19 protein-coding genes are annotated in these 21,819 nt (G+C 72.0%); 12 read left to right on the forward strand and 7 right to left on the reverse strand.

The window, feature by feature from the left end:
* Positions 1-389 precede the first annotated feature (389 nt).
* Positions 390-653 (reverse strand): DUF6204 family protein, encoded by a 264-nt coding sequence (locus ACFXB5_RS38260; protein ID WP_385217208.1) that lies wholly within the window; start codon positions 651-653, stop codon positions 390-392.
* 36 nt (positions 654-689) lie between these two features.
* The gene (locus tag ACFXB5_RS38265; protein ID WP_385217162.1) at positions 690-1,352 is read right to left on the reverse strand and encodes a TetR/AcrR family transcriptional regulator; all 663 of its coding nucleotides are present in this window, start codon (positions 1,350-1,352) and stop codon (positions 690-692) included.
* 90 nt (positions 1,353-1,442) lie between these two features.
* Here ACFXB5_RS38265 and ACFXB5_RS38270 point away from each other — a divergent pair, with 90 nt between their 5' ends.
* On the forward strand, positions 1,443-2,222 hold the full coding sequence (locus tag ACFXB5_RS38270; RefSeq protein ID WP_385217165.1) for an ABC transporter ATP-binding protein: 780 nt from the start codon (positions 1,443-1,445) through the stop codon (positions 2,220-2,222).
* Between the two features lie 281 nt (positions 2,223-2,503).
* Positions 2,504-3,256 (forward strand): ABC transporter permease, encoded by a 753-nt coding sequence (locus ACFXB5_RS38275; protein WP_385217168.1) that lies wholly within the window; start codon positions 2,504-2,506, stop codon positions 3,254-3,256.
* Positions 3,257-3,316: 60 nt separating this feature from the next.
* Here ACFXB5_RS38275 and ACFXB5_RS38280 read toward each other — a convergent pair whose 3' ends face one another.
* A complete protein-coding gene (locus tag ACFXB5_RS38280) occupies positions 3,317-4,072 on the reverse strand; it encodes a hypothetical protein (RefSeq protein WP_385217171.1) in 756 nt (251 codons plus the stop codon).
* Positions 4,073-4,340: 268 nt separating this feature from the next.
* On the opposite strand from ACFXB5_RS38280, the gene ggt reads away from it, so the two are divergent.
* Complete coding sequence (gene ggt, locus ACFXB5_RS38285; RefSeq protein ID WP_385217211.1) at positions 4,341-6,116, forward strand: gamma-glutamyltransferase; 1,776 nt, start codon at positions 4,341-4,343, stop codon at positions 6,114-6,116.
* Positions 6,117-6,204: 88 nt separating this feature from the next.
* Here ggt and ACFXB5_RS38290 read toward each other — a convergent pair whose 3' ends face one another.
* From ACFXB5_RS38290 to ACFXB5_RS38300, 3 genes are read right to left on the reverse strand one after another with little or no spacing between them, the layout of a single operon-like run.
* Positions 6,205-6,762 (reverse strand): isochorismatase family protein, encoded by a 558-nt coding sequence (locus ACFXB5_RS38290; RefSeq protein ID WP_385217172.1) that lies wholly within the window; start codon positions 6,760-6,762, stop codon positions 6,205-6,207.
* Positions 6,763-6,811: 49 nt separating this feature from the next.
* On the reverse strand, positions 6,812-8,263 hold the full coding sequence (locus tag ACFXB5_RS38295; protein WP_385217175.1) for an MFS transporter: 1,452 nt from the start codon (positions 8,261-8,263) through the stop codon (positions 6,812-6,814).
* Entirely contained in the window at positions 8,260-8,691 is a 432-nt protein-coding gene (locus tag ACFXB5_RS38300) for a MarR family winged helix-turn-helix transcriptional regulator (RefSeq protein ID WP_385217178.1), read from the reverse strand. Before ACFXB5_RS38300 ends, ACFXB5_RS38295 begins: the two co-directional genes overlap by 4 nt.
* A gap of 165 nt (positions 8,692-8,856) precedes the next feature.
* On the opposite strand from ACFXB5_RS38300, the gene ACFXB5_RS38305 reads away from it, so the two are divergent.
* The 9 genes from ACFXB5_RS38305 (at position 8,857) to ACFXB5_RS38345 (ending at position 20,766) form a co-directional block, all read left to right on the forward strand.
* Complete coding sequence (locus ACFXB5_RS38305; protein WP_385217180.1) at positions 8,857-10,515, forward strand: hypothetical protein; 1,659 nt, start codon at positions 8,857-8,859, stop codon at positions 10,513-10,515.
* A 350-nt stretch (positions 10,516-10,865) separates the two neighbouring features.
* Entirely contained in the window at positions 10,866-11,708 is an 843-nt protein-coding gene (locus ACFXB5_RS38310; RefSeq protein WP_385217183.1) for a nitrilase-related carbon-nitrogen hydrolase, read from the forward strand.
* Positions 11,705-13,057 (forward strand): aspartate aminotransferase family protein, encoded by a 1,353-nt coding sequence (locus ACFXB5_RS38315; RefSeq protein WP_385217186.1) that lies wholly within the window; start codon positions 11,705-11,707, stop codon positions 13,055-13,057. Before ACFXB5_RS38310 ends, ACFXB5_RS38315 begins: the two co-directional genes overlap by 4 nt.
* The gene (gene hydA, locus ACFXB5_RS38320) at positions 13,054-14,457 is read left to right on the forward strand and encodes a dihydropyrimidinase (protein ID WP_385217214.1); all 1,404 of its coding nucleotides are present in this window, start codon (positions 13,054-13,056) and stop codon (positions 14,455-14,457) included. The genes ACFXB5_RS38315 and hydA overlap by 4 nt, the downstream gene beginning before the upstream one ends.
* Positions 14,458-14,471: 14 nt before the next feature.
* Entirely contained in the window at positions 14,472-15,473 is a 1,002-nt protein-coding gene (locus ACFXB5_RS38325) for a TIGR03842 family LLM class F420-dependent oxidoreductase (protein ID WP_385217189.1), read from the forward strand.
* A 217-nt stretch (positions 15,474-15,690) separates the two neighbouring features.
* Positions 15,691-16,728: a methyltransferase gene (locus ACFXB5_RS38330; RefSeq protein ID WP_385217192.1), complete on the forward strand. Its 1,038-nt coding sequence runs from the start codon at positions 15,691-15,693 to the stop codon at positions 16,726-16,728.
* Between the two features lie 104 nt (positions 16,729-16,832).
* Positions 16,833-18,323 carry an MFS transporter gene (locus tag ACFXB5_RS38335; protein WP_385217194.1) on the forward strand — a complete coding sequence of 497 codons (1,491 nt, stop codon included), beginning with the start codon at positions 16,833-16,835 and terminating at the stop codon, positions 18,321-18,323.
* A 155-nt stretch (positions 18,324-18,478) separates the two neighbouring features.
* Positions 18,479-19,306 carry an inositol monophosphatase family protein gene (locus ACFXB5_RS38340; protein ID WP_385217197.1) on the forward strand — a complete coding sequence of 276 codons (828 nt, stop codon included), beginning with the start codon at positions 18,479-18,481 and terminating at the stop codon, positions 19,304-19,306.
* Positions 19,307-19,353: 47 nt separating this feature from the next.
* Positions 19,354-20,766 carry a phytoene desaturase family protein gene (locus ACFXB5_RS38345; protein ID WP_385217216.1) on the forward strand — a complete coding sequence of 471 codons (1,413 nt, stop codon included), beginning with the start codon at positions 19,354-19,356 and terminating at the stop codon, positions 20,764-20,766.
* A 102-nt stretch (positions 20,767-20,868) separates the two neighbouring features.
* Here the strand turns inward: ACFXB5_RS38345 and hemC are convergent, their stop codons facing one another.
* Positions 20,869-21,804 carry a hydroxymethylbilane synthase gene (gene hemC, locus ACFXB5_RS38350; protein WP_385217200.1) on the reverse strand — a complete coding sequence of 312 codons (936 nt, stop codon included), beginning with the start codon at positions 21,802-21,804 and terminating at the stop codon, positions 20,869-20,871.
* Positions 21,805-21,819: the final 15 nt, after the last annotated feature.

Raw genomic sequence — 21,819 nt, forward strand, 5'->3', positions numbered from 1 at the left:
GCCCCCGCCACGCCCCCCCGGCGGGGGGTTTCACCCCCCACCCGCCCAAGCCCAAATCGGGGCTCCCCCCCCGCCACCCCGGGGCCTGGGGGTGAGGCTCCTGGTGGTGGGAGGGGTGGGCGTTCCCGGGGCCTGGGGGTGGGGCTTCTGGCGGTGGGAGGGGGCGGGTGTTCCCGGGGCCTGGGGGTGGGGCTTCTGGTGGTGGGAGGGGCGGGCGTCCCCGGGGTCCAGGGGTGAAGCCCCTGGTAGCGGGAAGGGGCGGGGAGGGGGAAAATCCCGCCGGACACCCCGTGGTGCCGCTCGCGCGGGATCGCGCCCACCGTCCAACCCTCGGCCCCCAGGTCCCGGGGTGGTCCTGGGCTGGGCCCTGGGCTGGGCCCGGGACCGCGCTATGTGCCGCCCGCCCCACGGGATTTGCGGCGGATCTTGATGTTCCGCGTGTCCGTCACGCCGATCCGCAGGATCCGATGCGGGTAGCCATGCGCGGCCAGCGCCGCGATGGCCCGCTCCGTCGCCTCCTGCTCCCCGTCATCCGGCTCCGCCGGAACCTCGCAGCGGAAGGTGAACGCCGAAAGGCTCCGGTCGAAGGTGAAGGCCCGCCTCGGTGAAGGCCACTTGGAGGGAGCCGACCGCGTCGCGCAGCGCCTCGCGATCGTCTTCGCCCAACTCCTCGAAGGCGCACCGGATCGTCACTCGGAACACGGTCGGTCCTCCCGTCCCTCGCGTACGGCGTAGCCGAGCATCGGTGCGCCGAGCATCTCCTCGATGGCGTCGAGGAGTTCGGTCACGGCCTTGGCGATGGCGTCAGGGCGCTCGCCCGCCGTGACGCGCCGTCCGATCTCGCCGAAGATCAGTGAGTGATAGCCGCTGATCTGGGCGGCCACCACGCGCGCCAGCGGATCCTCCGGCGCCGCGCCGGTCTCCTCGGCGAGCACGGCGGCCAGTTCGTCGTTCATCCGGTGGCCGAGCTCCTCCAGCCGGGCCAGCAGCGTGGGAGCGGCCCGCATCATCGCGAAGAACGGGCCGAAGCCCTCGGTCAGCCCCAGTGAGCGGTCGCGCCGCTCCACCTCCTCGCGCAGCCGGTCCAGTACCGCCTGGGCGGCGGACCGGCCGGGCGGGCGCTCGCGCACGATGTCGGCGAGCCGCCGCGGGGACGCCTGGTCGGGTGGCAGGACCAGGTCCTCCTTGGCCGGGAAGTAGTTGTAGACGGTGTTGACGGACACCTCCGCGGCCTCGGCGACCTCGGCGACCGTGACCCGGTCGAAGCCGCGCTCCAGGAACAGACCGGTGGCCACGTCCGCGATCCGCCGGCGCGTACGGCGCTTGTGCTTCTCCCGCAGTCCTTCGCTCATGGCTGTAAGTTTAGCCCGTTGCAAACTTGCCCTCGCCTCTAAGTTTTAAGTCGATTGCAAGTTTGGCGTGCGTTGTGCTCTGATCGGGGCATGTCCTCATCCGTCATCCGCGTTCGCGGCCTCACCCGGACGTTCTCCCTGGGCAGCGGCCCCGTGCACGCCGTCCGCGGGATCGATCTGACCGTCGGCCGTGGCGAGATCCTCGGTTTCCTGGGCCCCAACGGGGCCGGTAAGACCACGACCCTGCGCATGCTCACCACCCTGCTGCCGCCCAGCGGGGGTGAGGCCGAGATCGCCGGGCGCGATCTGCTCCGCGATCCGGCGGGCGTGCGCCGGCGGATCGGCTATGTGGCCCAGTCCGGCGGCCTGGACCCCGGGTGCTCCGTACGCGAGGAGCTGGTAACCCAGGGGCGGCTGCATCTGATGTCCAAGGGCGCGGCGGCCGCGCGTGCCGATGAACTCGCCGGTGAGCTCGGCCTGCCGGGGCTCATGGACCGCCCGACCGCCGCCCTGTCCGGCGGCCAGCGCCGCCGGGTGGAGATCGCGCTGGGCCTGGTCAACCGGCCCGAGGTGCTCTTCCTCGACGAGCCCACGACCGGTCTCGACCCGGGAAGCCGGGCCGAGCTGTGGGACCTGGTGCGGCGCGTCCGCGCCGAACACGGCACCACGGTCTTCCTCACCACCCACTACCTGGACGAGGCCGACGCGCTCGCCGACCGGATCGTGGTCGTGGACGCCGGGCGGATCGTCGCCGAGGGCACCTCCGCCGAGCTCAAGAGCCGCTATGCGGGCGATCCGGCCGCGAGCCTTCAGGACGCCTTCCTGGCCATCACCGGCCGGGGCACGGCCGAGCAACCTCTCGCCATCTAGGGGGTGTCCGGCGGGCCTTGGCGCCTGCGGCGGGCTGTTCCCCTCCCCTCCCCGCCCCTTCCCGGCACCTGACGATATGCGGCTCCGCCGCGTGTGCGGCTTCGCCCCTTTCCGCGGCATCGATATGCGGCTCCGCCGCGTGGCGGGACCGGGGTCCAGGGGCGAGCCCCTGCCACGCGGCGGAGCCGCAAACGGACACTGCGGGAAGGGGCGGGGAGGGGAGAGATCCGCCGGACACCCCGTAGTGCCACCACGACACCCAACCCACCCAAGGGCCTCTTATGACTCTTCTCGCCCACACCGGCATCGTCTTCGGCCGCTGTCTGCGCTCAACGCTTCGCTCGAAGACCAATCTCTTCTTCGGAATGCTGCAGCCGCTGCTCTTCCTCGCGCTCTTCGGCCCGCTGCTGACCGAACTCGACATGGGCGTCAGCGGATCGTCCTGGCAGACGCTGGTCCCCGGGGTGCTCGTCCAGCTCGCCCTGCTCGGCGGGTCGTACGTCGGGCTCGGCCTGCTGATGGACCGCAACCTCGGCGTTCTGGACCGGATGCGGGTCACTCCGGTCAGCCCGCTGGCGCTGCTGCTCGGCCGCACGCTGCGCGATGTCGTCCAGCTGGTGGCCCAGTCGGTGCTGCTGGTGCTGCTCGGTCTGGCCTTCGGGCTGCGCGCGCCGCTCCTCGGCGTGCTGCTCGGGCTGCTGTTCGTGGCCGTGCTCGCGGCGGCCCTGTCCGCGCTCTCCTACGGGCTGGCCATGAACGTCCGTACGCCCCCGGAGTTCGCCGCCATCGCCAACACGGCGGGCATGCCGCTGATGCTGCTCTCCGGGCTGCTGCTGCCGATGACCCTGGCCCCCGGATGGCTCGCGGGTGCCTCGCGCGCCGTGCCGTTCCGCTACACGGTCGACGCGGTGCGCCAGGTGTTCCTGGGGCACTACGCCAACACCACGGTCGCCGTCGGGGCGGCCGTCACCCTGGCCCTGGCGGCGCTGTGCCTGCTGGGCGGGGCGCGCCTGTTCGCCCGGGTCCGCGGCTGACTCAGCCGTCTTTGGCTGCCGCGGTCGTCCTTGGCTCTGTCTCAGCCGTCCTCGGCCGCCTCAGTCGTCCTTCGCGGCCGTCTTCGCGGCGGCGCGGGGGCCGACCGAGGTGGTCGCGGGTTTGGTCACATCCGCGACCACCTCGACCAGGTCCGGGCCGTACGCCTGCGAGTTGACCACCTTCAGCAGCAGGCAGAAGGAGCCCTGCGCACCGTACTTCCGGGCCAGTCGGGTGCGGTTGCGGACGAGGTGGCGGACGGCGGCGCGATGGGTGACCGGCCGTTGACCGGCGGCGAGGAAGACCGGGCGGCTTTCGTCGCCCGCCGTCAGCCGGGCCAGCAGCACATGCTCGACCGCGCCCGGATCCGGGCGGTAGTGGGTACCGGCGATGGTGAACATCCCCCGGTCCGTGCCGGAGTCGTCCCCCGCGTGCACGGTGACGCCCGGCAGTAGATTGGTCATATGGGCGGCGAGCCTGCGGTGCGCGGTCGGATCGCCGACGCAGAACTCGGTGCGCGCCCCGAAGCCCTGCAGCCCCGTGTCATGCGGGGCCACCTCGGCGTGCGCCCCGCAGTTCTCCACGACCGACGCCAGCCCCAGCAGCGCCAGCGCGTCATGGCGGGGGATGCTCCAGTGGGCCGAGGTGCTGTCCCGATGGGTGACCATCACACACTCCGAACCGTCCGGCAGGCCGAAGAAGCGCTGCTCGCGGGCGCGCTTGCGGCGCGCGAACGCGGAGTGCACGGCCCAGCCGGCGGCCAGGCCCACGATCAGGGCGGCCGCGGAGGCGATCAGATCCTGCAGGGTGTCTGTCATGGCCGCGCATCGTAGCGGCCGACCGGGTACACGTTCGAGCGTACGGATGAACGAACGCCGAAACGGACACATGAACGGATGGGGGACCGATCCACCCCTGTTGGGGGTGCGTGGCTCGCGGGTAGGCTCCGGCCTCTGTCGTTTCGCTTGGAGGTCACGGATGGGGCACGCCGCACGACCAGCCGCAACGTCAACCAGGTCCACCACCGTCACATCCGCCGGGACGGCCGTCCGGCGCCGGTTGCCCGCGCTCGCGGCCGCCGCCGGAATGGTCGCGGTGCTGGGCGTCGTCCCGGCCGGTGCCGCCGGGCACGAGAGCGCCGGCAAGGGCGCTCCGGCCAAGACGCCCGTGGCCGTCGGCTACGGCGGCGCGGTCTCCAGCGTGGACGCCGACGCCTCGGCGGCCGGGATCGACGTACTGCGGCACGGGGGCAACGCGGTGGACGCGGCGGTGGCGACCGCCGCCGCGCTCGGGGTCACCGAGCCGTACTCGGCGGGTGTCGGCGGCGGCGGATACTTCGTCTACTACAACGCCAAGCGGCACAAGGTCTATACGCTCGACGGCCGCGAGACCGCGCCCCGCAGCGCCGACCAGAAGCTCTTCCTCGACAAAAACGGCAAACCGCTGCCGTTCGCCGACGCCGTCACCAGCGGGCTGAGCGTCGGCACCCCCGGCACCCCCGCCACCTGGAACGACGCCCTGAAGGACTGGGGCACCCGATCGCTGGGGCAGGTGCTGAGGCCCGCCGAGCGGCTGGCCCGCGACGGGTTCACCGTCGATCCCACGTTCCGTCAGCAGACCGCCGACAACCAGGCCCGCTTCAAGGACTTCCCGGCCACCGCCAAGCTCTTCCTGCCCGGCGGCGAGCCCCCGGCGGTCGGCTCGACCTTCCGCAACCCCGACCTCGCCCGTACGTACGCGCTGCTGGCCAAGAAGGGCGTCGGCGCCATCTACAAGGGCGAGCTGGGCAGCGACATCGTCGACACCGTGCGCAAGCCGCCCGTCGACCCGAAGGCGCAGCGCGTCGTGCGCGCGGGCGATCTGACCGCCGAGGACCTGCGGTCGTACGGAACGAAGCGGCAGGCCCCGACCCGGACCGACTACCGCGGTCTGGACGTGTACGGCATGGCGCCCTCGTCCTCCGGCGGCACGAGCGTCGCCGAGGCGCTGAACATCCTGGAGAAGACCGACCTCTCCAAGCTCAGCGACGTCGACTATCTGCACCGCTATATCGAGGCCAGCCGGATAGCCTTCGCCGACCGGGGCCGCTGGGTCGGTGACCCCGCCGCCGAGGACGTCCCCACCGAGGGGCTCACCTCACAGCGGTTCGCCGACTCCCGGGCCTGCCTGATCAAGGACGACGCGGTGCTCAAGAGCCCCGTACCGCCCGGTGACCCGAACAACCCGTCCGGGCCCGGCTCGTGCGACACCCGGGGCCACGCCGCCCCGACCACGTACGAGGGCGAGAACACCACGCATCTCACGGTCGCCGACAAGTGGGGCAACGTCGTGGCCTACACCCTCACCATCGAGCAGACCGGTGGCAGCGGGATCACCGTCCCCGGCCGTGGCTTCCTGCTCAACAACGAGCTGACCGACTTCTCCTTCGCGCCCGCCGACCCCGCCGTCCACGACCCGAACCTGCCGGGCCCGGGGAAGCGGCCGCGGTCGTCCATGTCGCCGACGATCGTGCTGGACGGCCACAAGCCGGTGCTGGCGCTGGGCTCCCCGGGCGGGGCGACCATCATCACCACCGTGCTGCAGACCCTGCTGAACCATCTCGACCGGGGCATGCCGCTGGTCGACGCGATCGCCGCACCGCGCGCCAGCCAGCGCAACGCCGCCCAGACGGAGCTGGAACCGGCGCTGTGGAACGGCCCTGAGCGCGCCAAGCTCGAGGCGCTCGGCCACTCCTTCAAGCAGAACCCCGAGATCGGGGCGGCCACCGGAGTGCAGCGGCTGTCCGGCGGACGGTGGCTGGCGGCGGCCGAGACGGAACGGCGGGGCGGCGGCTCGGCGATGGTGGTGAGCCCGAAGCGCTGACCGCTGACCAGGTACGGCGGGCTCCGGTTCCGCGAGCCCGCCGTACTCCTGTCGGTCAGCCGTCTGTCGGCCGTCCGTCAGCTGTTCCTCAGCCCAGCAGGCCGATGATCGCGTCCGTGGAGTCGGTCTCCCCGAGCCGGGGGAAGATCTTCTCGACGCTGTTGCGGTGCGCCTCGGCGTCCATGTCGGTCATGGCGTCGGTCGCGAGGGTCACGTGATACCCGTGCGCGTACGCCGCACGGGCCGTGGACTCCACCCCGATGCTGGTGGCGATGCCGCCGAGCACCACCTGGGTCACCCCGCGGCGGCGCAGCTGGAGGTCGAGGTCGGCGCCGTGGAAGGCGCCCCAGGTGTGCTTGGTGACCACGATGTCGCCGTCCTCGCGGCCGAGTTCCGGCGCGAGGTCGGCGAAGTCGGCCGGGAACTCCCCGCCGCCCCCGCCCCGCTGCGCCTCGGTGCGGCCCGGGGCCCCGGCCACCACCCGGACCAGGACGACCGGCAGTCCGCGCTTGCGGAAGGCGGCGGCCAGCCGGGCGCCGCGCTCGACGACCTCGGCGGTGGGGTGGACGGTGGGCAGTCCGGTGATGCCCTTCTGGAGGTCGACGAGGACCAGGGCGGTGTTCGGGTCGAGCGTGGTGGCGGGCACGGTGCCTCCTGGGGTGGGTCTGCGGGGCGTATGAGGGAACGGAAGGTGGTCAGGTCCGGGTGCGGGTACGGGCGCGGCCGCGCAGGGCCCGGTCGGTGGCGGTCAGCACCAGCACCGCGAGGCTGAGCGCACCCGCCACCATGGCGATGCCGTGCAGCCCGGCGGCGGTCGCCCGCTGCCCGTAGAAGAGCCCGATCAGCCCGGCGGCGGTGATCGCGCCCAGGTACTGCGAGGTGCGCTGGAGCCCGGCCGCCGCGCCGACGCTTGTCGGCGGGGCCTGGGTGTAGACGGCGGCCTGGTTGCCGGTCGAGGACAGCCCCTGCGGCAGCCCGAAGAGGACCGCGGCCAGCAGCAGCGCGACCAGCGGGGTGGACTCGTCGGCGAGCAGCAGCACCCCGCTCCCGGCGGCGAGCAGGACGGCCGCGAGGACGAGCGGTGCGTAGATGCCCTTCGTACGGGCGCCGAGCAGTGAGCACACGGCGGCCGCGCCCGACATGGGCAGCATGATCAGGCCCGCGCGGGAGGCGGAGTAGCCGTGCCCCTCCTCCAGCCACTGCGCGTATCCGTACATGACCATGTAGATGACCAGGTACGCCGTGCCGTGGCGGAGGTAGGTGAGGGCGAGGGAGCGGTTGCGGCCGATCATCCGCAGATCGATGAAGGGGCGGGGGCGGCGCAGCTGCCACCAGGCCAGGGCGCCCGCGAGCACCAGGACGACGGGCAGCAGCGCCCAGTTGGGCCGCGCCAGGTCCATCAGGAAGATCATGAGGGTGGTGAGGGTCGCGGTGAACAGCGCGATCCCGAGCGGATCGAACGCCGCTCCCGCCGTGCGGGCCCCGGAGCCCGTGCCGTCCTCCGCGCTCGTCATACGGGTTCTGGGGAGCCAGAGCAGCGCGAGCGTGATGCCGATGAGCGCCAGCGGCACATTGACCGCGAAGATCGCCCGCCATCCGGCCGTCGTGGTGAGCACCCCGCCCAGCACCGGTCCGACCGCCGCGCTGCCGAGCGCGGCGAGTGAGAGCCGGCCGAGCACGGGACGCGGTGTCTCCCGTCCGGTGGCGAAGGACTGGGCGCGCAGCAGCGCCATCGCCGCTGGGTACGCCGCGGACGTACCGATGCCGAGCAGCACTCGCGAGGCGATCAGCCAGCCGAACGCGGGCGCGAGTGCGCCCACCAGCCCGGCGGCGCACACCACGAGCAGCCCGGAGAGGAAGACCAGGCGCGGACCGAGCAGATCCGCGAGCCGCCCCATCGCGGGCTGCGCCACGGCGCTGGCGAGGTAGAGGGAGGCCACCAGCCAGGCCGTCTGGGCGGCGCCGACCCCGAAGTCATGGCCGATGGCCACCAGGCCGGTGGCGATCATCGTGGAGTTGACGGGGTTGAGGACCGAGCCGATGAGCAGCGGGGCCATCAACCGGGGGCCGAAGGGATCGGCGGGGGCGTGGCTCCCGCCCATCGATCCGGTCGCCGGTATGGCGGGCTTTCCCGCGGTGTCGGTCATTCCTGGACCAGTCGCTTGAGGAGGTCGGTGGCCTCGGCGAGGGTGCGGCGCTCATCGGCGTCGAGGCGGGTGTCGATCGCGTCCAGCAGCCAGCTCTGCTTGGCCTGCCGTACGGAGGCGATCGCCTGCCGCCCCCGCTCGGTGCTGGAGATGACCACCTGCCGTCCGTCGGTCGGATGCGGGGCCCGCTCCACCAGCTCCTGCTCCTCCAGCGCCGCCAGGATCATGCGCATCGACTGCGGCCGGACCAGCTCGGCACGGGCCAGCGCGGCGGTGGTCGTCGGCCCTTCGTTGTAGAGCCGGCTGAGCACGGCGCGCTGGGAGGGGGTGAGCGCTCCCTGCGAGGAGGCCGCCCGCATGCGGCGCATCAGCTGGGTGACGGCACCGGCGAGGTCGACGGCGAGGTGCGTTGGATCATGCGGGGCCATGGTGTGAGCATAGAAAATCAACAGGCAAACTTGCAAGCTTGCCTGTCATGTGCGGAGTAGGAAAAGCGCCCGTAGCACAGCCGTAACCGGTCCCGTAACACGCAGGGTGTCGAATGCGTGGCCTCGGGTTGTGCAGCGTCCATCGTCCGAGGGGGAGGGGTGGCCATGGCGAGCGGGGAACTCCCGGCCGAGGTCGAGGAGTTCGCGACGTATCTGCGGGTGCTGACGAGGCGGCTGGACGCGGGGGCGGGCTGGTACGGCGTCTTCGCCCTGCGCGACCCGGACGGGCTGCGGGCCTGTCTCGACGGCCTCGAGGTCCCGCCGTGGGACCTCGTCCAGTCCCTGCTGCAGGACCTCTCCGCCCAGCACGGCCCCGGTGCCGCCCAGGAGGCCGCGTCCCGCGCGGCGACCCTCTACCGAGCCTCGGTCGCGGCCCACGACGCCGGGCCCGGCCGCCACGAGGCCCTTCGGGACCGCCTGGACGGCATGCTCCGTCAACGCCGGAGCGCCGCCCAACGCGCGACCGACCTCCGGTCGGCCCTGTCCACCGCCGAGGACCCGGCCGCCCGGCACCGCCTCGCCGCGGAACTGGCCTGGGCCCACGACGACTACCAGCGCGCCACCGCCCGCGCGGAAGAACTCCACGCCCGCCTGGCCGCGCTGCCGGGTGTGTCCCGTCCCGCGCCGCCCCCGGACGCCGTGGCGGCGAGGCCCCCGGGCACCCTCGCGAGTGCCTCTGGGCCCGCCTGGGACGCGGGCGGTCGGGCAGGGCGTCCGCAGGGGGCGGGGTTCGCGGTGGCGTACGAAGGGGAGGGCGGCGGCAACGCGGAGGTGGCCACCGGCCCCGGCGCCACGCCACTCGGGCACGCCGCGCGCGACCCGGCATCGGCCGGGCCCGGCGGCGAACCAGTGGCCGCCGGGGGTGACGAGCCCGCGCAGCCCTCGGCGGCGTCCCCCGGCCCGGTTACCGCCCAGCACGCTCCTGCCCCCGCGCGACCCCGGCCGCGCGGGGCGCGGTTCGCGGGGGTGGAGGAGGCGGAAGCGGCTCCGCGACCTCGCGGGGCGCGGTTCGCCGGGGCGGGGGATGAGGGCGCCGCGGTGGCACCGACGCTGGTCCCGCCCACGCCTACCTCGGTGGAGAGCGGAACCGAGGCCCGTGTGACCCCGCGTGGGGCGCGGTTCGCCGGGGCCTACGACGGCGAGGACGGTGGCAGGGGGCGCAAGCGGGACAGGGTGGCGGACGACGGGCGGCGGCTTGCCCGCGAGGCGGCGGAGCGCGCGGCGGCGCGGCGTGCCGCCCAGGAGGCGGTCGCGCGGCTGGGCCGGCTCCGGGCGGAGGGTCGCTCCGGCGAGGCCCATGTCGTGCTGTACGAGGCCGCCGTCTGGCCCGCCGGGTGGCTGCCGGTGCTCGCGGAGGAACTGGAGCGAGCCGGGCTCGGGGCCGATGTGTCCACGCTGCTGTGGGAGACGGCGTGCCTGCCGCCCGCACAGCTCGCCGCGGCCGCCGAGGCACTGGTCGCGGCGGACCGCGAGGCCGACGGCGAGGGGCTGCTACGGCAGAGCGTCTCGCGCCCCGTCCCCGAGGTGGCCCACACCGTGAAGGCGCTCCTCGCGGCGGGCGCCCCGAGCAGGGCCGCGTTCCTGCTGGAAGCGCTCGTACGGGCCCGTACGCCGGAGGACGCGGCGCAAGCGGCGGCGGAGGACCCCGCCACGCTGGTACCCCTGCTGCTCGATGTGGCCGCGGAGGTCTCCTCCAGCACCCACCACGATCTGGCCCACGCCCTCCGCGCCGCGCGCCTGCCAGGTGTCCCCGGTCTCGCCTGAGGGTTTGGCGTGGTCGGCCTGGTCGGGTGCGGGTTTCGTCTCGCGCCTTCGGCGCAACGGGGGTTGGGGTACCCCTCTCGAAAACGTTTGACAAATTAGTTGCTTCAGATCAAGCGTTTTTTCGAGGGGTGCTCGGCGCCCGGCGGCGCCGCGCCCCCACCCCCGCTGCTCAATCGCGCCGAAGGCGCGAAACGAAACCCGCACCCAGGCGGGCCGAGAAGCCCGATAAAACACGAAACGTGATCGTCTTCGTTGAGTAACGGCGGCGGTATTGCCAGAGTGGTCAGTGCGCTCTTACGTTCTTCACAGCCCGGATTCTACGTGCGTAGACACAGGTTGAGGAGCTCATCATGGCCAACCTCGTACGTGCCGCCCTCGTCCAGGCCACCTGGACCGGCGATACCGAATCGATGATCGCGAAGCATGAGGAACACGCCCGGCAGGCGGCCGCTCAGGGCGCCAAGGTGATCGGCTTCCAGGAGGTGTTCAACGCGCCGTACTTCTGCCAGGTGCAGGAGGCGGAACACTACCGGTGGGCGGAGGCGGTGCCGGACGGGCCGACCGTGCGGCGGATGCGGGAGCTGGCCCGGGAGACCGGGATGGTGATCGTCGTCCCCGTCTTCGAGCTCGAGCAGTCCGGCTTCTACTACAACACCGCCGCCGTGATCGACGCGGACGGCAGCTATCTCGGCAAGTACCGCAAGCATCACATTCCGCAGGTCAAGGGGTTCTGGGAGAAGTACTACTTCAAGCCGGGAAACCTGGGCTGGCCGGTGTTCGACACCGCCGTGGGCAAGGTCGGGGTGTACATCTGCTACGACCGCCACTTCCCCGAGGGCTGGCGCGAGCTGGGCCTGGCCGGGGCACAGCTGGTCTACAACCCCTCGGCCACCTCCCGCGGCCTGTCGGCCTACCTCTGGCAGCTGGAGCAGCCCGCCGCGGCCGTCGCCAATGAGTACTTCATCGCCGCGATCAACCGCGTCGGCACCGAGGAGTACGGCGACAACGACTTCTACGGCACCAGCTACTTCGTCGATCCGCGCGGCCAGTTCGTCGGCGAGGTGGCCAGTGACAGGAAGGAGGAGCTGATCGTCCGCGACCTCGACTTCGGCCTGATCGACGAGGTGCGTCAGCAGTGGGCGTTCTACCGGGACCGGCGGCCCGACGCCTACGAGGGGCTGGTGCAGCCGTGAGCAGCGACATCAACGACGTCAAAGGCGGCCCCCACGCCGCCCTCCACGCCCGCCACCAGGCCGTACTCCCCGACTGGCTCGCGATCTACTACCAGCGCCCCATCGAGATCACCCACGGCGAGGGACGCCATGTCTGGGACGCCGAGGGCAATCGCTACCTCGACTTCTTCGGCGGCATCCTCACCACGATGACCGCCCACGCCCTCCCCGAGGTCACCAAGGCGATCAGCGAGCAGGCCGGCCGGATCCTGCACACCTCGACGCTCTACCTCGACCGGCCCATGGTCGACCTGGCCGAGCGGGTCGCCGCGCTGTCGGGCATCCCGGACGCGCGGGTCTTCTTCACCACCTCCGGCACCGAGGCCAATGACACGGCCCTGCTGCTCGCCACCGCGTTCCGCGGCTCCAACCAGATCCTGGCGATGCGCAACAGCTATCACGGCCGCTCCTTCTCGACCGTCGGCATCACCGGCAACCGCGGCTGGTCGCCGACCAGCCTGTCCCCGCTGCAGACGCTGTACGTGCACGGCGCGGTGCGCACCCGGGGGCCGTTCGCCGGGCTGTCCGACGGCGAGTTCATCAAGGCGTGCGTGGCCGACCTGGAGGACGTACTCGGCCAGGCGCACGGCAATGTCGCCGCGCTGATCGCCGAGCCGATCCAGGGCGTCGGCGGCTTCACCTCCCCGCCCGACGGGCTGTTCGCCGCCTTTCGCGAGGTGCTCGACCGGCACGGCATTCTGTGGATCACCGACGAGGTGCAGACCGGCTGGGGCCGCACCGGCGACCACTTCTGGGGCTGGCAGGCGCACGACGGCTCCGGGCCGCCCGACATCCTCACCTTCGCCAAGGGCATCGGCAACGGCATGTCGATCGGCGGTGTCGTCGCCCGCGCCGAGGTCATGAACTGCCTGGGCGCCAACTCCATCTCCACCTTCGGTGGCAGCCCCATCACCATGGCCGCCGGTCTGGCCAACCTCAACCACCTGGTCGAACACGATCTCCAGGGCAACTCCCGCCGGGTCGGCGGGCTGCTGATCGAGCGGCTGCGCGCCGCCTGCGCCGGTCTGGACGGTGTGCGCGAGGTCCGCGGCCGGGGGCTGATGATCGGCATCGAGCTGGTGGACCCGGGCACCGGCGAGCCGTCCCCCGAGGGCGCGTCCGCCGTGCTGGAGGCCGCCCGGGAGGGCGGGCTGCTCATCGGCAAGGGCGGCGGGCACAACAGCAGCGTGCTGCGGATCGCCCCGCCGCTCAGCCTCACCGTCGCCGAGGCCGAGGAGGGCGCGGAGATCCTCGAAGCCGCCCTCAAGACCGGCCTGGAGACCACCCGGTCCGGAAGGAGCGCGAGCTGATGTCCCGTACCGTGATCCGCGGCGGGCTGGTCGTCACCGCCGCCGAGGAGACCCCGGCCGATGTGCTGATCGAGGACGGCAAGGTCGCCGCCCTCGCCGCGCCCGGCAGCGAGTGGACCCAGGGCTGGACCGCCGACCGTACGATCGACGCCACCGGCAAGTACGTCATCCCGGGCGGGGTCGACGGGCACACCCATATGGAGATGCCGTTCGGCGGTACCTTCGCCTCCGACACCTTCGAGACCGGCACCCGGGCGGCGGCCTGGGGCGGCACCACCACCATCGTGGACTTCGCCGTCCAGACCGTGGGCCACGCCCTGCGCGAGGGGCTGGACGCCTGGCACCTCAAGGCGCGCGGCAACTGCGCCATCGACTACGGCTTCCACATGATCCTCTCCGATGTGAACGAGAGCACCCTCAAGGAGATGGATCTCCTGGTCGGGGAGGGCGTGACCAGCTTCAAGCTGTTCATGGCCTATCCGGGCGTCTTCTACAGCGACGACGGGCAGATCCTGCGGGCCATGCAGCGCGCCTCCGGCAACGGCGGGCTGATCATGATGCACGCCGAGAACGGCATCGCCATCGACGTCCTGGTGGAACAGGCCCTGGCCGAGGGCAGGACCGACCCCCGCTACCACGGTGAGGTCCGCAAGGCGCTGCTGGAGTCGGAGGCGACCCATCGCGCCATCCAGCTCGCCCGGGTGGCCGGCGCGCCGCTGTATGTGGTCCACGTATCGGCCGAGGAGGCCGTCGCGGAGCTGATCCACGCCCGTGACCTGGGGCTTCCGGTCTTCGGCGAGACCTGTCCGCAGTATCTGTTCCTGTCCACGGACAACCTCGCCGAACCGGACTTCGAGGGCGCCAAGTACGTCTGCTCCACCCCGCTGCGGCCCGTCGAGCACCAGGCCGCGCTGTGGCGGGGGCTGCGGACCAACGACCTCCAGGTGGTCTCCACCGACCACTGCCCGTTCTGCTTCACCGGGCAGAAGGAGCTGGGCCGCGGCGACTTCTCCAAGATCCCCAACGGAATGCCGGGCGTGGAACACCGGATGGACCTGCTCCACCAGGCCGTGGTGGACGGCCGTATCTCCCGCCGCCGCTGGATCGAGATCGCCTGCGCCACCCCGGCCAGGATGTTCGGCCTCTACCCGCGCAAGGGCACCATCGCCCCCGGGGCCGACGCCGACATCGTCGTCTACGACCCGCGGGCCCGGCAGACCCTGTCCGCCGAGACCCACCACATGAACGTCGACTACTCGGCGTACGAGGGCAGGCAGATCACCGGGCAGGTCGAGACCGTGCTCTCGCGCGGTGTCCCCGTCATCGACCGGCGGGAGTACACCGGACGTGCCGGGCACGGCCAGTTCCTCATCCGCGACACCTGTCAGTACCTGAGCTGATCCAGGGAGCGAGCATGGACTTCGGACTCGTGCTGCAGACCGATCCACCGGCCTCGGCCGTCGTCGAGCTGATGCGCCGCGCCGAGCGCAATGGCTTCGGCTACGGCTGGACGTTCGACTCCGCCGTGCTGTGGCAGGAGCCGTTCGTCATCTACAGCCAGATCCTGGCCCGGACCGAGCGGCTGATCGTCGGCCCCATGGTCACCAATCCGGGCACCCGAACCTGGGAGGTGACGGCCTCCACCTTCGCCACGCTCAACGAGATGTACGGCAACCGCACCATCTGCGGGATCGGCCGTGGCGACTCCGCGCTGCGGGTGGCGGGGCGCAAGCCCAACACCCTCGCCCGCCTGGAGGACGCCATCGGCGCCATCCGCGATCTGGCGGAGGGCCGGGAGGCCGTCGTGGACGGCAGCCCGATGCGCATCCCCTGGATCGAGGACAGCAGGCTTCCGGTGTGGATGGCGGCGTACGGCCCCAAGGCGCTCGCGCTGGCCGGGCGGAAGGCCGACGGCTTCATCCTGCAGCTCGCCGACCCGTTCCTGACGGAGTGGATGGTCAAGGCGGTGCGCTCCGCCGCCGCCGGGGCCGGGCGCGATCCGGACGCGGTCACCATCTGCGTCGCCGCCCCCGCGTATGTCGGCGACGATCTGGACCACGCCCGTGAGCAGTGCCGCTGGTTCGGCGGCATGGTCGGCAACCACGTGGCCGACCTGGTCTCCCGCTACGGCGAGCACTCCGGGGCCGTGCCCGAGTCCCTGACCGCGTACATCAAGAGGCGGCAGGGGTACGACTACGCCCACCACGGCCGGGCCGGCAACCCGGACACGGCGTTCGTGCCCGACGAGATCGTGGACCGGTTCTGTCTGCTGGGCCCGGTCGAGGCGCATATCGAGAAGCTGGAGCGGCTGCGCGAGCTGGGGGTCGGCCAGTTCGCGGTCTACGCGATGCATGACGCGAAGGAGCGCACGCTCGACGCGTACGGCGAGCACATCATCCCCGCGCTCACCGGCTGACCGGCTCGCCGCTTCGGCCGCACCCCGGCAAGGCATGGCCCCTTTTCCTAAGGAGGGGTTAATTCCGTTTCCGCGGCCGCTCGTCGACTATCGGCGGGCGGTCGCGGAGAACAAAAAGCGGGCCCCCGAATACCTTCGAACATGGTTACAATCACCTCGGTTTTTATGCTCTGATGTGCGGTCGGCCGAACGACTCCTTGCCACAGAAGGGTTGGGCATGACACAAACCGAGGTACCGATAGATGTGGAGCTCCGGGGGCTCTACAAGGCCCACTATCGGTTTCAGTTCCTGAGCGCGGCATTCCAGTTAGGGCTCTTCGCGCTGGCGGAGAAGGAGCCCGGCCTGGCCGTGGGCGAGATAGCCACCCGGCTGGGCCTCAAGGAGCAGCCCACCCGTATCCTCCTTCTCGGCTGTACGGTATTCGGGCTTTTGGACAAGAAGGGCGACGGCTACCACACCACCCCTCTCTCGAAGCCGCTGACCGCCAACTTCGATGAGGCGCCCGCCTCCAACATTCCCTGGGAACAAGACGGTATCTACCGGGCAATGGCCTGGTTCTGTGAATCCCTCAAGGAAGACACCAACGTCGGTCTGCGGCGTGAGATTCCGGGAACGGCGTCCACCCTCTACGGACGGCTTGCCGAAAATCCCGAACTGGAAGCCACATTCCACACCATGATGTCCTCGGTGAGCAGGCTCGTGGGCGCCGAACTGGGAGAGAAGCTCGACCTCTCCGAGTGCACCCACCTCCTCGACATCGGCGGCGGAACGGCCATCAACGCCTCCAACTTCGCCGCCCGCCGGCCCGATCTGCGCATCACCATCGGCGATCTGCCCTCCGTCGCGGCGGCCGCCAACGAGAAGATCGAGAAGCTGGGGCTGGCCGACCGGGTGCGGGCGGTGAGCCTCGACGCCTTCCACGACGAGTTTCCGAGAGGCTGCGACGGAGTGCTCTTCGCGCACTTCCTGGAGATCTGGTCCCCCGAGCGGGTCCAGGAGCTCCTCGCCAAGGCCGCCCGCGCCCTCCCTCCCGGCGGCGCGATCTACGTGGTCACCCCGCGCCAGGACGACGACGGCACCGGACCCGAGCGGGCGGCGCTGCTGTCCGCGTACTTCCACACCATCGCCTCCGGCGAGGGCATGGTCTACACGGGCGCCGAGTACGAGGAGTGGTTCCGCGCGGTGGGCATCGAGCCCGCCGGACGGGTGCAGCTCGGCGCGGACACCGTCGTGATCACCGGCCGCAAGGCATAGTCCGGAACCAGGCGAGGACACCCCCGGCGGGCGCGCCGTGCGATGCGGAGGTCGCAACGGCCCGTGTGCCGGGGGCACGACCCGCCCCGATCGGGAGGCGAACCATGGCCGACGCCACGAGCCCAGCCACCCCGGGCCACGCGGACAGCGAGGGCGACCGCCCGCCGCCGCACCACCGCCACAAGTGGCTGATCCTGGGGATCTGTTGCATCAGCCTGTTCATGGTGGGCCTCGACACCACCATCGTGAACCTCGCCCTGCCGTCCATCCAGGAGGATCTGGACGCCACGCCCTCGGGGCTCCAGTGGACGGTGGACGCCTACACCGTGGTGCTCGCGAGCCTGCTGATGCTCTCCGGCTCCATGGCCGACCGGTTCGGCAGGCGCAGAACGTTCCAGACCGGGCTGCTGCTGTTCAGCCTGGGGTCGCTGCTGTGCGGGCTGGCGTCCGACACCGGTTCGCTGATCGCCTTCCGGATGGTGCAGGCCATGGGCGGCGCCATGCTCAACCCGGTCGCGGTCTCGATCATCGCCAACACCTTCACCGACCTGAGGGAGCGGGCCAGGGCGATCGGGATGTGGGGCGCGGTCGCGGGCGTGAGCATCGCGCTGGGGCCCGTCGTCGGCGGTGCGCTGGTGGACTCCACCGGCTGGCAGGCCGTCTTCTGGGTCAACCTCCCGGTCGCCGCCCTCGCCCTGGCCCTCACCGCGCTGTTCGTCCCCGAGTCCAAGGCCCCGCGGCCGCGCAGGCTCGATCCGGTGGGGCAACTGCTGGTGATCGTGGCGCTGGCGACGCTCACGTTCGGCATCATCGAGGGCCCGGTCAAGGGCTGGGACTCGGCGCCCATCGTCGGCTGCTTCACCGTCGCCGTGGCCGCCGCCGTCTCTCTCATCCGCTATGAACTCCGCCGTGCCGAACCGCTGCTGGACGTCCGCTTCTTCCGCAGCCCCTCCTTCAGCGGCGCCATCGCCTCGGCGGTGTGCGGCTTCGCCGCGCTCGCCGGGTTCCTCTTCCTCAACGCCCTGTACCTCCAGGACGTCAAGGAATTCTCCCCGCTGCACACCGGGCTGCTCACGCTGCCGATGGCGGCCATGACCCTGGTCTCCTCACCGCTCGCGGGCCGAATCGTCGGCGCCCGCGGCCCGCGCATCCCGATGGTGATCGCCGGGGCCGGCACGGCGGCGTGCGGACTGCTGCTGACCCAGGTGCGGGCGGACACCCCGATCTGGTACCTCGTCATCGCCTATGTGGCGTTCGGCATCGGCTTCGGCATGCTCGACGCCCCGCTGACCTACTCGGCCGTCTCCGGGATGCCGCGCTCCCAGGCGGGGGTGGCCGCCGCGGTCACCTCCACCGGCCGCCAGGTGGGGGCGGCCCTCGGCGTCGCCGTCCTCGGCTCGGTCTCCACCGCCCGGGTGCGCGGCCCCTTCAGCTCCGGGTTCCCCGGGGCCAGCCATCTGGGCTGGGCGATCATGGCCGGATGCGGGCTCGCCATCGTGACGCTGGGCCTGCTCACCACCGGCTCCCGGGCCCGCCGCCCGGCGGAGCCCAGCCCCGAACCGGCCCCCGACCAGCCCGCCGAACGCGTGCCGTGACCCCGCGCCCGTTCCCGTACATCACCGGGGTGCGCCGTGTTATCGGTAAATATGCGGGTTCGCGCCTTTCGCGGCGGTCGCTCCCTTCACCTCGATGACACCTTCCCGCAGTCGCCGTGCCACTCGCTGTCGCAGAGACATGATTCGATGAACGCATGATCGATGAATTTCTCGCCGGTGATCTCGGCGCGGTGGAGAAGGCGGTCCGCGAGGCGGTCGCCGAAGAGGTCATGCCGCGCTTCCGGCAGCTCGCCGCCCATGAGATCGTCGAGAAGCAGGGCCCGCACGACCTGGTGACCACCGCCGACCGGCTGGCCGAGGAGCATCTGACCGACGCCCTCACCAAGCTGCTGCCCGGCTCCGTGGTGGTGGGCGAGGAGGCGGTGCACGCCGACCCGGCCGTGCTCACCGCCCTCGGCGGCGACGCGCCCGTCTGGATCGTCGACCCGGTCGACGGCACCCGGCAGTTCGTCCACGGCGACCCCGGCTTCTCGACGCTGGTCACCCTCGCCCACCGGGAAGAGCTCCTCGCGTCCTGGACGTACGCCCCGGTGCTCGACCTGATGGCCATCGCCCGCCGCGGCGGGGGCGCGCTGCTGAACGGCGAGCCGATCCACAGCGGCTCCCCGGAGCCCGGCACGGCCCTCCACGTCGCCATCTCCCACTTCGACTTCACCACCGACGCGGAGAAGCGCACCCTGTCGGGCCTGCGGGCGCCGGGCGCCGAGGTGCGCCCCTGCGGTTCGGCCGGTCTGGAGTATCTGAACGTGGCCCGGGGCCTGCTCGACGCCGTCGCCTTCACCTGGGAGAACGCCTGGGACCACGCCGCCGGTCTGCTGCTGGTCGACGAGGCGGGCGGCGCGCACAGCACGCTCGACGGCAAGCCGTTCCGGATCAGCGGGGGCAACGCCCTTCCTTTCACGGCGGCCAGGGACGAGGCGGCAGTTCGGCATATCCTGGGCCTGCTGGCCGACGCCGGCTGATCGTTCCACCGATACCTCGAGGACGAGGGGGAGCCGACGTGCCGTCCATGCTCGACGCGGTCGTAGTGGGTGCCGGACCGAACGGGCTGACCGCGGCCGTCGAACTCGCCCGCCGCGGCTGCGCGGTGGAGATCTTCGAGGCCGCGGACACCATCGGCGGGGGCTCACGCACCGAAGAGCTGACCCTCCCCGGCTTCCGGCACGACTCCTGCTCCGCCGTGCACCCCCTCGCCATCGGCTCCCCGGCCTTCGAGCGGATGCCGCTGGCCCGGTACGGCCTGGAGTGGCTCCACCCCGAGCTACCGCTGGCCCACCCCTTCCCGGACGGCACGGCCGCGGTGCTGGCCCGCTCGGTCGGCGAGACCGCCATGTCGCTCGGCCCCCGCGACGCCGGAACCTACCGCCGGCTGCTGGCGCCCTACCTCGGCCGCTGGGCCACCCTCGCCCCCGATCTGCTGCGCGCCCACTGGGACGGAGTGCCCCGCGACCCGATCACCTGGGCCCGCTTCGGGCTGCACGCACTCCAGCCGGTCTCGCTGCTCGCCGGCCCGCTCCGCTTCCGCGACGAGAAGGCGCGCGCCCTGTTCGCCGGGCTGGCCGGGCACGCCATCGCGCCCACCAGCTCCCCGGCCACCGGCGGCCCCGCCCTGATGTTCGCCGTCGCGGCCCATGAGGTCGGCTGGCCGATCCCGCGCGGCGGCTCCCAGTCGATCGTGGACGCGCTGGGGGCGTACCTGCGCGCACACGGCGGGACGATCCACGTCTCCACCGAGGTCAAGCGGCTCGACGAGCTGCCGCCCGCCCGCGCCTACATCTTCGACACCTCGCCGCGTGCCCTGGCCCGTATCGCCGGTCTCGGCAACGCCTACCGCCGCTACCGCTACGGGGCCAGCGCCTTCAAAATCGACTACGCGCTGTCCGGCCCGGTCCCCTGGACCGCGCCCGACGCCCGCCGCGCGGGCACCGTCCACGTCGGCCCCACCTCGGGCGAGATCGGCGCGGCGCTACGGGCCGCCGTCGAGGGCCGCGACCCCTCCGCCCCGTTCCTGATCACCGCCCAGCCCAGCCTCCTGGACCCCTCCCGCGCCCCGGAGGGCAAGCACACCTTCTGGGCCTACGGCCATGTGCCCAGCGGCTGGAAGGGCGACGCCACGGAGGTGATCGAGCGTCAGATCGAGCGCTTCGCCCCCGGCTTCCGCGATCTGGTCCTGGCCCGCGCGGCGGCCGGCCCACCCGAACTCGCCGCCCGCAACGCCAACTACATCGACGGCGACATCGCCTGCGGCGCCTTCGAGGGCATCCAGGCCGTCATACGTCCCAAGCTGGCCCGCGTCCCCTACGCCACCGCCCACCCGGCGGTCTACCTCTGCTCCTCCGCCACCCCACCCGGGCCCGGCGTCCACGGCATGTCCGGCCACCACGCGGCACGTGCGGTGTGGCGACGGCTGCGGGCGCGGTAGGGCCCAGGAGGGCCCGGGGGCCCGGGGGCCCGGGAGGGGCCTGAGGCGGTCTCAGCGCGGGACAACAGCGCCTCAAGTGCGGGATGAGTGCGGGACAGCGCCTCAGTGCGGGATGGTGTCGATGACCTCGCGGGCGCCCTGCCGGAGGAGTGCCACCGCGACCGATGTGCCCAGGGTGGCCGGGTCCAGGGGGCCCGCCCATTCGTGGGCGTCCAGGACCGTCTTGCCGTCGGGGCTGAAGACCCGGGCGCGCAGGGAGAGGCGGCCGTCGCGCTCGGCCTTGGCATAGCCCGCGATGGGGGAGTTGCAGTGGCCCTGGAGCACATGCAGCAGCATGCGCTCCGCGGTGATTTCCTTCCAGACCGCGGCGTCGCCGAGCCCGGCCACGGCCTCGATCGTCTCGGTGTCGTCCTCCCGGCACTGGAGCCCCAGCACCCCGGCCCCGATCGGTGGGCACATGGTGTCCACCGGCAGGATCTCGCTGATCCGGTCCGTACGGCCGATCCGCTCGAGACCCGAGACGGCCAGCAGCAGCGCGTCGCAGTCGCCCGCGTCCAGCTTCTCCAGCCGGCGGTTGGCGTTGCCGCGCATCGGCACGCACTCCAACTGCGGGTGGGTGATGGCCAGTTGGGCGACGCGGCGGACCGAGGAGGTGCCGATCCGGGTCCCAGCGGGCATCTCGTCGAGGGTCAGCCCGCCCGGGTGGATGACGGCGTCGCGGATGTCGTCCCGCTTGAGGTAAGCGGCGAAGACCGTGCCCGCGGGCAGCGGACGGTCGGCGGGCACGTCCTTGATGCAGTGCACCGCGAGATCCGCCTCACCCGCCAGCAGCGTGGCGTCCACCTCCTTGGTGAACGCGCCCTTCCCGCCCAGCTTCGACAGATCGCCCATCCACCGGTCGCCGGAGGTGGTGACCGGTACGACCTCCGTACGGATCCCCGGCCGCAGCGCGGCGAGCTCGGTACGGACCCGTTCGACCTGGGCGAGGGCCATGGGGGAGGAACGGGAGACGATGCGGATCAAATCGGCGGACGACATGGCGTAGAGGATAGG

Origin of the sequence: Streptomyces sp. NPDC059455 (assembly GCF_042750115.1) — a bacterium.
Taxonomy (GTDB): domain Bacteria; phylum Actinomycetota; class Actinomycetes; order Streptomycetales; family Streptomycetaceae; genus Streptomyces; species Streptomyces endocoffeicus.

Excerpts from the sequence above, each read along its gene's own strand:
- ACFXB5_RS38265 (WP_385217162.1), bottom strand. The coding sequence starts at position 1,352 with ATGAGCGAAGGACTGCGGGAGAAGCACAAGCGCCGTACGCGCCGGCGG.
- ACFXB5_RS38270 (WP_385217165.1), top strand. The coding sequence starts at position 1,443 with ATGTCCTCATCCGTCATCCGCGTTCGCGGCCTCACCCGGACGTTCTCC.
- ACFXB5_RS38275 (WP_385217168.1), top strand. The coding sequence starts at position 2,504 with ATGACTCTTCTCGCCCACACCGGCATCGTCTTCGGCCGCTGTCTGCGC.
- ACFXB5_RS38280 (WP_385217171.1), bottom strand. The coding sequence starts at position 4,072 with ATGACAGACACCCTGCAGGATCTGATCGCCTCCGCGGCCGCCCTGATC.
- ggt (WP_385217211.1), top strand. The coding sequence starts at position 4,341 with ATGGTCGCGGTGCTGGGCGTCGTCCCGGCCGGTGCCGCCGGGCACGAG.
- ACFXB5_RS38295 (WP_385217175.1), bottom strand. The coding sequence starts at position 8,263 with ATGACCGACACCGCGGGAAAGCCCGCCATACCGGCGACCGGATCGATG.
- ACFXB5_RS38300 (WP_385217178.1), bottom strand. The coding sequence starts at position 8,691 with ATGGCCCCGCATGATCCAACGCACCTCGCCGTCGACCTCGCCGGTGCC.
- ACFXB5_RS38305 (WP_385217180.1), top strand. The coding sequence starts at position 8,857 with ATGGCGAGCGGGGAACTCCCGGCCGAGGTCGAGGAGTTCGCGACGTAT.
- ACFXB5_RS38310 (WP_385217183.1), top strand. The coding sequence starts at position 10,866 with ATGGCCAACCTCGTACGTGCCGCCCTCGTCCAGGCCACCTGGACCGGC.
- ACFXB5_RS38325 (WP_385217189.1), top strand. The coding sequence starts at position 14,472 with ATGGACTTCGGACTCGTGCTGCAGACCGATCCACCGGCCTCGGCCGTC.
- ACFXB5_RS38330 (WP_385217192.1), top strand. The coding sequence starts at position 15,691 with ATGACACAAACCGAGGTACCGATAGATGTGGAGCTCCGGGGGCTCTAC.
- ACFXB5_RS38335 (WP_385217194.1), top strand. The coding sequence starts at position 16,833 with ATGGCCGACGCCACGAGCCCAGCCACCCCGGGCCACGCGGACAGCGAG.
- ACFXB5_RS38340 (WP_385217197.1), top strand. The coding sequence starts at position 18,479 with ATGATCGATGAATTTCTCGCCGGTGATCTCGGCGCGGTGGAGAAGGCG.
- ACFXB5_RS38345 (WP_385217216.1), top strand. The coding sequence starts at position 19,354 with ATGCTCGACGCGGTCGTAGTGGGTGCCGGACCGAACGGGCTGACCGCG.
- hemC (WP_385217200.1), bottom strand. The coding sequence starts at position 21,804 with ATGTCGTCCGCCGATTTGATCCGCATCGTCTCCCGTTCCTCCCCCATG.